Origin of the sequence: uncultured Chryseobacterium sp. (assembly GCF_913776365.1) — a bacterium.
Lineage (GTDB): Bacteria > Bacteroidota > Bacteroidia > Flavobacteriales > Weeksellaceae > Chryseobacterium.
Window position 1 is genome coordinate 1 of the sequence record NZ_CAJYMO010000109.1, and the last position, 9,078, is coordinate 9,078.

Annotated in this window: 12 protein-coding genes; 9 read left to right on the forward strand and 3 right to left on the reverse strand. The window is 42.5% G+C overall.

What is annotated here, in order from left to right:
- The 6 genes from QZ735_RS05320 to QZ735_RS05345 form a co-directional block, all read left to right on the forward strand.
- Positions 1–277, forward strand: a 277-nt coding sequence (locus QZ735_RS05320; protein ID WP_294245213.1) for a hypothetical protein, incomplete at its 5' end; no start/stop codon positions are given.
- Between the two features lie 9 nt (positions 278–286).
- Positions 287–1,657 (forward strand): DUF4153 domain-containing protein, encoded by a 1,371-nt coding sequence (locus tag QZ735_RS05325; RefSeq protein ID WP_294245216.1) that lies wholly within the window; start codon positions 287–289, stop codon positions 1,655–1,657.
- 32 nt (positions 1,658–1,689) lie between these two features.
- The gene (locus tag QZ735_RS05330; RefSeq protein ID WP_294245218.1) at positions 1,690–2,370 is read left to right on the forward strand and encodes a DUF1361 domain-containing protein; all 681 of its coding nucleotides are present in this window, start codon (positions 1,690–1,692) and stop codon (positions 2,368–2,370) included.
- A gap of 140 nt (positions 2,371–2,510) precedes the next feature.
- Positions 2,511–3,050 (forward strand): hypothetical protein, encoded by a 540-nt coding sequence (locus tag QZ735_RS05335; RefSeq protein WP_294245222.1) that lies wholly within the window; start codon positions 2,511–2,513, stop codon positions 3,048–3,050.
- A gap of 50 nt (positions 3,051–3,100) precedes the next feature.
- Entirely contained in the window at positions 3,101–3,613 is a 513-nt protein-coding gene (locus QZ735_RS05340; protein ID WP_294245224.1) for a hypothetical protein, read from the forward strand.
- Between the two features lie 195 nt (positions 3,614–3,808).
- The gene (locus QZ735_RS05345) at positions 3,809–5,476 is read left to right on the forward strand and encodes a T9SS type A sorting domain-containing protein (protein WP_294245226.1); all 1,668 of its coding nucleotides are present in this window, start codon (positions 3,809–3,811) and stop codon (positions 5,474–5,476) included.
- A 130-nt stretch (positions 5,477–5,606) separates the two neighbouring features.
- Here QZ735_RS05345 and QZ735_RS05350 read toward each other — a convergent pair whose 3' ends face one another.
- From QZ735_RS05350 to QZ735_RS05360, 3 genes are all read right to left on the reverse strand, one after another.
- Positions 5,607–6,290 carry an FKBP-type peptidyl-prolyl cis-trans isomerase gene (locus QZ735_RS05350; RefSeq protein WP_294245228.1) on the reverse strand — a complete coding sequence of 228 codons (684 nt, stop codon included), beginning with the start codon at positions 6,288–6,290 and terminating at the stop codon, positions 5,607–5,609.
- A gap of 226 nt (positions 6,291–6,516) precedes the next feature.
- On the reverse strand, positions 6,517–6,966 hold the full coding sequence (gene dtd, locus QZ735_RS05355; protein ID WP_294245230.1) for a D-aminoacyl-tRNA deacylase: 450 nt from the start codon (positions 6,964–6,966) through the stop codon (positions 6,517–6,519).
- Positions 6,967–6,970: 4 nt separating this feature from the next.
- Positions 6,971–7,423 (reverse strand): hypothetical protein, encoded by a 453-nt coding sequence (locus tag QZ735_RS05360; protein ID WP_294245233.1) that lies wholly within the window; start codon positions 7,421–7,423, stop codon positions 6,971–6,973.
- Between the two features lie 109 nt (positions 7,424–7,532).
- Between QZ735_RS05360 and greA the strand changes: the two genes are divergently transcribed.
- The 3 genes from greA to QZ735_RS05375 form a co-directional block, all read left to right on the forward strand.
- Positions 7,533–8,003, forward strand: coding sequence for a transcription elongation factor GreA (greA, locus tag QZ735_RS05365; protein ID WP_294245236.1), 471 nt, complete (start codon positions 7,533–7,535; stop codon positions 8,001–8,003).
- Positions 8,004–8,062: 59 nt separating this feature from the next.
- Entirely contained in the window at positions 8,063–8,452 is a 390-nt protein-coding gene (locus QZ735_RS05370; protein WP_294245240.1) for an HIT family protein, read from the forward strand.
- A 76-nt stretch (positions 8,453–8,528) separates the two neighbouring features.
- A partial coding sequence (locus QZ735_RS05375) for a ClpX C4-type zinc finger protein (protein WP_294245242.1) occupies positions 8,529–9,078 on the forward strand: 550 nt, incomplete at its 3' end.

The window sequence follows — 9,078 nt, forward strand, 5'->3', positions numbered from 1 at the left end:
ATTAAGCACATTGGGTAAGAACACTTTTCTTATTTCCTGGCTCGCCGGCACCATTCTTTTACTGATGTTTGAAGTCACCGGGTCATGGCTCTTTGTATTCCTCGGATTCTGTTATATCATTATTGCATGTATTATCAATATGATTGTGTTCCTGGCAGAACTCTTTGCTTTTATTACCTGTGCGGACAACAGGAAATCCCATGGGAATTCAGCATTGCTTGTGCTCCTCAATATCCCGGTCGCTCTTATTTACTTCTTTATTTTCATAAAACTATAGATTAAAAACATGAAAACACATCATTATATATTGCTTACTACGGCCTTGTTCATTCTTTTATTTTACAACCAGAGCCCGGGGCTGAACCTCGGAATCCTTTCCGTTGTCTATGCTGTTCTGACATTTTTCAGAACACCTTTGCGGAACCGGAGCAGGACTTTCATGCTGCTTATGGTTACCACGGTCTTGTCGGGAACGGCATTTGCCTGGTATGGTGATTTTCCTTCTTTCCTGGCCGTGGTAAGTTCGCTGCTGCTGCTGGGATACCGTTCCCGGAACAGGCGCATGAAGATCCTGCTGCTGATTCCGGTAGTCATTGTAAATTTCTTCACTTCATTCTGCCGGGTCTTCAGTTTCGATGAATGGCTGCCGAAAAGGAATATGTCCGGATTATGGCAGAAAATCCTGGCATTCATCTTCATTCCTCTTGTACTGGTATCTGTCTTTTTCGGAATCTACGCAGCAGGAAGCGATCGTTTTGCCAGTCTTTTCACAGACTGGGAACTGGATATCGATATATGGCAACTCTTTGTTATTACCATGCTTGGGTTTTTCATTGCATTCAACTACTGGAATTACACCGTTGAAAGGCTGATCTACAAGAACAACCGTATGTTGGAAAACAATTTCAGGGAGCATGAGGCAATACCAAAGCCTACTTATTCTTTCCTGGATCTGGATTCCGAACGAATCAGCGGAGCCGTATCTCTGTTTGCGCTCAATATCTTATTGGTATTTTTTATCATTGCCTACAATTACGAACAGTTCTATGAACAGGTAAAAACCCCGGTACAGCTTTCTGAGGAAACCCACGAACAGGTAAATGCCGTCATCGTTTCTATTATAATGTCGATTTTCGTGATAATGTTCTATTTTAAATCCGGTTTTAATTTCGATCCTAAAGCCCGCTTTATGAAAGTATTGGCGAAAACCTGGATTGTCCTGAATGCTGTTCTTGTCATCTCCGCTATGCTTAAAAACTCAGAGTATATCATCCATCACGGATTCACTTATAAGAGGCTCGGCGTATACGCTTTCCTGACTCTTTCCCTGATCGGGCTGGTGATGACTTTCATTAAGATACATTTCAGGAAAAAGAATGCCTTTCTTTTCAATACAATAGCCTGGTATCTGTACGGAACAATCCTGATCTGCAGCTACATCAACTGGGGCGGAATCATCACCGCAGAAAATAGCAAACGAAGAGACTTTGCTTTGAATTACCACCTGACGCAGATTAATTTCAGCGAAAATCAACTGCTTGAATATGCCGCAGGAAAACAGGACACCAAGCTGAGAGAAGAGATCATCAGGAAAATTCAGGCGCGGCCTCAGGAAAATTTCTTTTCCTGGATATTGTATTATAAAAACATCCGGTAAGATGGTAATGACCCACAAAAAAAATTATGAATATGATTAAAACATTAAAAGACAATGACCGTTTTGAAGTGACCGTACTGCTTGTACTGATGACGCTGTTCTGTTTCAGCCTCTCCATTTTCAGGTATTACATCAGTGAAACAAAAGTTTTCCTTTTCCTCAACTGGAACCTCTTTCTTGCGTGGATTCCTTTCCTCATCAGCAGTTTCCTGAGAACGGGACACCGCAGAAGCCGGTTTCTGCTTCCCCTGGCTATTGTCATCTGGATTCTGTTTTTCCCGAATTCACCTTATATTCTTACAGACCTCTTCCATCTCAGAACCAGGAGTTCGGTTCCGGTATGGTATGACCTGGTGGTGATCCTGTCTTATGCCTGGACCGGACTGTTCTGCGGATTCATAAGCCTGCTGGATCTCGAGAAACTGCTGCTCCGGTATTTCAGGAAGCCGGCAGTCACGGGCATTGCCATCGCTTTTTTGTTTCTGTCCAGCTTTGGAGTCTATCTTGGAAGATTTTTAAGATGGAACAGCTGGGATGTCATCAGCAATCCTTTCGGCCTGTTCAATGACATTGTCCTGAGAATTATGAACCCTTCCGAATATACAAAAACCTGGGGTGTGACCTTCCTTATGGGCATCATGCTGAATTTTATGTATTTTATGATTAAATATGTCAGGGGCAGCGGCACACGGGAAATCATCCGTCATCCGTAGGTCTGTTTTATGACTGTATAATCGCTGATGGAACGGTTTTGGCTGCATGATAAAGTTTAAAAAAACCAACGGTTCTGCTCTGAACTTCATTCTGATGTTCCGGAATAAGGAACCGGATACTAATTATTAAAAATTCAATTATGAAAAAGGTATTGTTTCTCCTTCCGTTAGCGCTTTTATCCTGTAAGAAAGATCCTGAAGTTACGGTAAATCAGAAGAAAGACTCAACTGTTGTTTCAGAAAACCCGGGTCCTGTGGAAAAATCGGATTCGGCAGCCGTACGGATGAAGGATTCCATCATCAACAATGCGCCCAAAACGAAAGAAGTCCTGCGTACAGGAGTAATGCGGGAAGTAAAAGAAGGACAGATTACAAGAACCATCGATGCTGCCCAGCTGCCGGTACGCCTGGGTGAGGAATTCACAACCGACGGCCAGGAATTTATCCTGAAAATCACGGGCTTCAGCAAATCCGATATCAAGGCTGCTATTTCAACGAAGGAAAAGGACTTTAACATCCGCTTCAACCAGATCCGGCTTCCCAACGGTGACTATGACGGGCCTTTCGGCAGGGAAATCACCTATAATGTAAAAGGGGAAGGAGAAGTCTGGCTGATCATCGGCAAAAGTAATATGGCTTCGGGAAAAACCAAAGGAAGCTTTACCGTTGCAGTGGAATAACGGCCGTATTTTGGTATAATTTCTGCAAAGAAAATTTAAAATCTCTCATTATGAAAAACATATTTTTAACGGCGGCAATAGCTTCGGTGGCATTGGTAAGCTGCGGTACCGTACAGTCGCTGGTTCAGAATACATTTCCGTATACAGCAAATGTTCTGGTATCTACCGGCGTTCCGGCAGGTAAAGAAGTGTCTTCATCTTCAACGGCTTCTAACGTACAGACCTGGTTTGGTGGGAATAATAATGCCAATATAAAAGATGTCAGGATTTCGGAAGCTAAGGTTTCGGTAGTTTCCCCTTCCGGAGGAAGCCTCAATGCATTCAAATCTATTAAGGTGTATATTTCTTCCAGCGGAACCGGAGAGCGGCTGGTGGCTTCAAGATCAAATATCTCGAGTGATGCTTCCAGCATTAACCTGGATGTTGAGAATTCAGGATTTCTTGATGAAGTGGTAAAAAGTACCGGACTTACCGTTAGAACAGTGTATGAGCTGAAAAACCAGACCAGCTCGGATATGAACCTAAGAATAGCTCTTAATTTCAGCAGTATTCCTGCAAATTAATTTTTTATAAAGTTTATTTATTATTTAGAAGGTGTCTTTCCCTGTTGGAAAGGCACTTTTTTTTAGACCGGAAAGGTTTTGTGACGGTTATTGTATTAAAAATCAGACTTTCTGTAGAATTTAATCTACAGGTTTCGTAAACAGGATTATTTGTATTTGCAATAATTTTGTAAATACATTAAACTCACAAACCTTATGAAAAAGAAACTGTATCTCTTTACGTTGCTCGCCATATCCGGGCAGGCAGTGTTAGCCCAGAATGTCACTATTCCGGATGCAAATCTTAAAGCAAAAATCCTTTCTTCCAGCCCGGCTAATACCGTAGCGAAAAATTCAGCCGGAAACTATTTTGCCGTGGATGCCAACGGGGACGGTGAAATACAGCAGACGGAAGCAGCCCAGGTAAAAAGCCTCGATGTAAACAATTCTGCCGTCGCTTCCATGGACGGGATCACGGATTTCGTAAACCTGGAATCCCTGGATTGCAGCTATAATGCTATCGATAAGCTGTATCTGCTGAATATGTCTTCCATCAAATGGATCAATGCATCACATAATACATTGAACAACGGTGGAATCAATGTAGGCCCGAATATTGAGTACCTTGATCTCAATCATGTAAATTTCAGTCAGATCGCATTGAATCTGAGCAATAAAAACATGCTGTCCTACCTCAACCTTCAGAACAGCGATATCTATGAACTGGACTGCAGCAACAGCAAGCTGACCACCCTCATCCTGAACGGCTGCAGCAACCTTCATATATTGGACTGCAGCAACAACCTGCTCACTTCCCTCGATCTCAGCGGGCTGAATATTACCGGTGAAGCCTATTATCTTGGGTCAGGACCCAATACGCTGACGCATTATAAAGGTGGGGTAGACTGCAGCCATAACAACCTTACCAATTTAAATATTGCCAACCTTACCACCAATTTCCTGAACTGCAGTTACAATAACCTGACCTCCCTGAATGCCGGAACCCTGACGCTGGTGAAAATGCCTAATGTCCCTGTATCGGCGATTCCGGAACCAAGCCTGTATTTCGATTGCAGCCACAATCAGCTGAATTCACTGGCCGTAAACGGTTCTTTCGTGATACAGTATTTCGACTGTAGCTATAATAATCTTACAATGCTGAATGTGCCCAATATTGTAACGCAGTTTTTCAACTGTAACAACAATAACCTGAATTCTCTTAATATCAGCGATTCCTCGGAAATCAACATCCTCAACATGAGCTATAATTCCATGACGTCTTTTGTAAGTCCTGTCCTGCCTGAGGTGAGTAATCCGAATGCCATCATGGATTACTTTAATAGTAACCACTCCCTGAACTGCAGCCATAACCAACTCACTTTTCTGAACCTGAATAATACCCAGATTCCATCCGTTAATGCTTCCGATAACAACATCCACACCCTATTCGTGAAAAACGGAATATATAATGAATTTACGGATCTTCAGAATAATCCGGACATTCAGTCGGTGTGTGCAGATGACAGTGCAATTAATCCTGGAGATCCTTCTTATACGGAAGTAAACTACTTCCAGGATATGCTTCCCCTGGCCAATGTAGGATCAAACTGCAGCAACGCGGTTCTCTCTGTGAGTGAAAAGACTGCCGATCGTGAAAAAGTCACAGTCTATCCGAATCCTGCGAAAGACAGAGTGCAGATCAATGCCGGTTCGGAAATCTCATCGGTAAGCATGTTTGATATGCAGGGAAGATTGGTAAAAAGGCATTCCGGAACAGGTTCTGCATCAGAGGAGATTATGCTTGATGATGTACCGGCAGGAAACTATATTTTTAAGGTCATCACACAAAAAGGCAGCTTCACCCGGAAAGTCATTAAGAAATAACCATGGAAGCAAATATAATATACTGAAGCTTTAAAACACTCAATTTTTCGTCAACCCCAAATCCACAAATGAAAACAGGCTGTCCCGGAGGACAGCCTGTTTGTATAATCAGAGAAATTCTGCTGGTTTCTTATTTAAAATCGACCAGTTCCACATCAAAAACAAGTGTCGATCCAGGAGGGATTACATTTCCGGCTCCGTTGTCTCCGTAAGCAAGTTCAGAAGGGATGTAGAACCTGTATTTGGCTCCTTTGCTCATCAGCTGGATTCCTTCCGTCCATCCTTTGATAACACCCGAAAGGTTAAGCTCGATCGGTTTTCCGCCGTTTTTATCCGTAGAATCGAAAACGGTTCCGTCCATCAGTTTTCCGGTATACGTTACGGTAGCGGTGCTGGCAGCAGTAGGTTTGGCTTTGCCGTCACCTTCTTTCAGCACTTCATATTGAAGGCCGCTGGCAGTGGTTTTTATATTTTTGTTCAGTTTATTCTTAGCAAGGAAATCAGCGCCTTTCTTTTTGTTTTCTTCTGCTTTCACTTTCTCCTCAGCCATTCTCTTTTCATTTTGTTTCTGCATAAAACCTTGTAGGAATGTTCCCATTTCTTCTTTCGGGAAAAGTGCCGGCTTATCGGAAAATTCATCTTTCATGGCCTGCGCCATCAGATCTGCATCCACTTTAAAGCCTTGTCTCTTCATGTTCTGGGCAATATCAAGACCGATGTAATAGGATGCCTTCTGGTCATCCGTATAGCTTTTCTGGGCGAAAGATAGATTGAATCCTGTCAGCAGGACCAAAGTAACTAATGTTTTTTTCATTTTTGATGTAAATTATAATCTGCGCAAAGGTAATGTTTTATGCGATAATTTCAATGTTCAGAAAGACTGCAGGTCATTAATGTTATCTATACCCGAAGCGGAAATCAGAAGAGCGGGTTAAGAAGAAACCGTAAATGTATTCCGGGACTACTGTTTATTGAGATTCCTGAGATCAGATCCATATATTGAAATCCTGATTTGACCATCCTGCTTCTTTGCTTTATTTTTAGCTTTTGGTAACGGAATCCATCACGATGGTGACCGGGCCGTCATTGACCAGGGAAACTTTCATATCAGCCCCGAAAATTCCGCTTTCCGTTTTCAGTCCGGATTTTGCGATCTCCTCTTTGAAATACTCAAAAAGCGGGATAGCCTTTTCCGGTCTGGCCGCTTTGATAAAAGACGGGCGGTTTCCTTTCTTATAATCGGCAATCAGGGTAAATTGGCTGATGCATAAAACTTCTCCTCCGATATCCTTCACCGAAAGATTAAGTTTTCCGTCTTCATCCCCGAAAATACGGAGATTCAGAATTTTCTGTACCAGCCAGTCGGCATCGGCCTTTTCATCATTTTCGTCAATTCCTATCAACAGCATAAGGCCGGCTCCTATCTGGCCTACCATTTTCCCGTCTACCTTCACATTGGATTCAGAGACTCTCTGTATTACGGTTTTCATTTCCTTAAAAATAAATATTTAGGATTTTTCCTGCAGGATCATAATTGTAAAGGTAAGTCTTAGGCGGAACATTGGCTACCGCCGTGGGCTGGCCGGTAAGCAGGATCCACTGGGCATTGTCTTTCGGGCAGACCACGCGGATATTATCCTGTACCTCCAGCGTTGTATTGGTATCGGGGCAGGTATGGGGTGCATTCCGGTCATAGGCCTTGAAAGTCGTGTCGGACGCCCTTACCACAATCAGGCCCCGGGTACCGGACTGCTGTTCGTTGATGTATACCCAGCCGCCTACCTGGTTCAATGCATAGTAGGCAGGAAGGTTCAGGTTTAGGGAAACGTTAATCGGATTGCTGGGGAAGCAGCTTACGGTGTCTTCGCGCGTCCCGCATGAGTTAATAGATAGATTGCTGAAAATCAATAGGATAATTATAGTGAAGATGGAGAAAATTTTTTTCATTTCAATTTAAATTTTTATATATTTGTAAAAATTAAACGATTACATATCGAAAACATTGTCCGGCAAATGTCGGATTATTTTTTTATACTAAAACTAAATTTTGAAAATTATGGCAAGCTATGTTACAAAGGCGGGACTCGATAAAATGAAAGCTGAGCTGGAACAGCTGGAGACAATAGAACGACCAAAGATTACCCAGCAGATTGCTGAAGCCAGAGATAAAGGGGATTTGTCTGAAAATGCAGAATATGATGCAGCGAAAGAAGCCCAGGGAATGCTTGAAATGAGAATTTCCAAACTGAAAGATGTAATTTCCACTTCAAAGATTATAGATGAAAGTCAGCTGGATACTTCCAAGGTTTCTATTCTTACTACGGTAAGGCTGAGAAACAACGCCACCAAGCAGGAGCAGGTCTTCAAGCTGGTTCCTGACAATGAAAGCGATCTGAAAACCGGGAAAATATCCGTGAATACACCGATTGCCAAAGGACTGCTGGGAAAAGCGGTAGGTGAGACGGCCGATATCATATTGCCTAACGGAAACAAGCTTTCTTTTGAAGTGCTTGATATTACATTATAAAAATACCGATGTGCCTGCGGCTGAATTATTGCTTATCATGAATCCTAAATTCCGATAGAATGAGTACCATATTTACAAAGATCATCAACGGTGATATTCCTTCTTACAAAATCGCAGAAGACGAAAACTACATTGCGTTTTTGGATGCCATGCCCCTGGTGAAAGGCCATACATTGGTAGTTCCTAAAAAAGAAATCGACCTGATTTTTGATCTTGAAAGCGAAGAATACAAGAATCTTTGGGGATTTGCGCAGGAAGTGGCGAAGAAAGTAAAGAACGCAATACCGTGTACAAGGGTAGGAGTGGCCGTCGTAGGACTGGAGGTGCCTCATGCCCATATTCACCTGATCCCCCTGAAGCAGGTGGAAGATATGAATTTCAGAAATGAAAGACTGAAGTTAACGGATGAAGAATACAGAGAAATTCAGAAATCCATCATCAATTCATAAAAAACCGAGACTCGTAAAATAGGCTTTTACGGGTTTCTTACTCTATTGCCTTATATATTAAGATATCATAAAGAAAATGAATTCAAACCAGTGTTCTTTCTGCGGAAGAAAGAGAAATGAAGTACAGATGCTGATTTCCGGCCAGAACGGTTTCATTTGTGAAAACTGTATCGAGCAGGCTCATGCCATTGTAAAGGACAGCGGCTCAAAATCCGGATATTCGCCGGCGGAGAATATAGAAGAACTGAAAAAGCCAAAGGAAATCAAAGAATTTCTGGATCAGTATGTCATTGGACAGGACCAGGCCAAAAAGCAGCTTTCGATTGCTGTGTACAACCACTACAAAAGATTGCTTCATGCCCGGGATGAAAACAGGGAAGTGGAGCTGGAAAAATCAAATATCATCATGATCGGGGAAACCGGTACGGGGAAAACCCTGCTGGCAAAAACCATTGCACGGGAACTGAATGTTCCGTTCTGCATTGTGGATGCTACCATCCTTACCGAAGCAGGATATGTAGGAGAAGATGTGGAAAGCATTCTTTCCAGGCTTCTTATGGTTGCCGATTACGATGTGGAAAAAGCGGAAAGAGGCATTGTGTTTATCGATGAGATCGATAAAATTG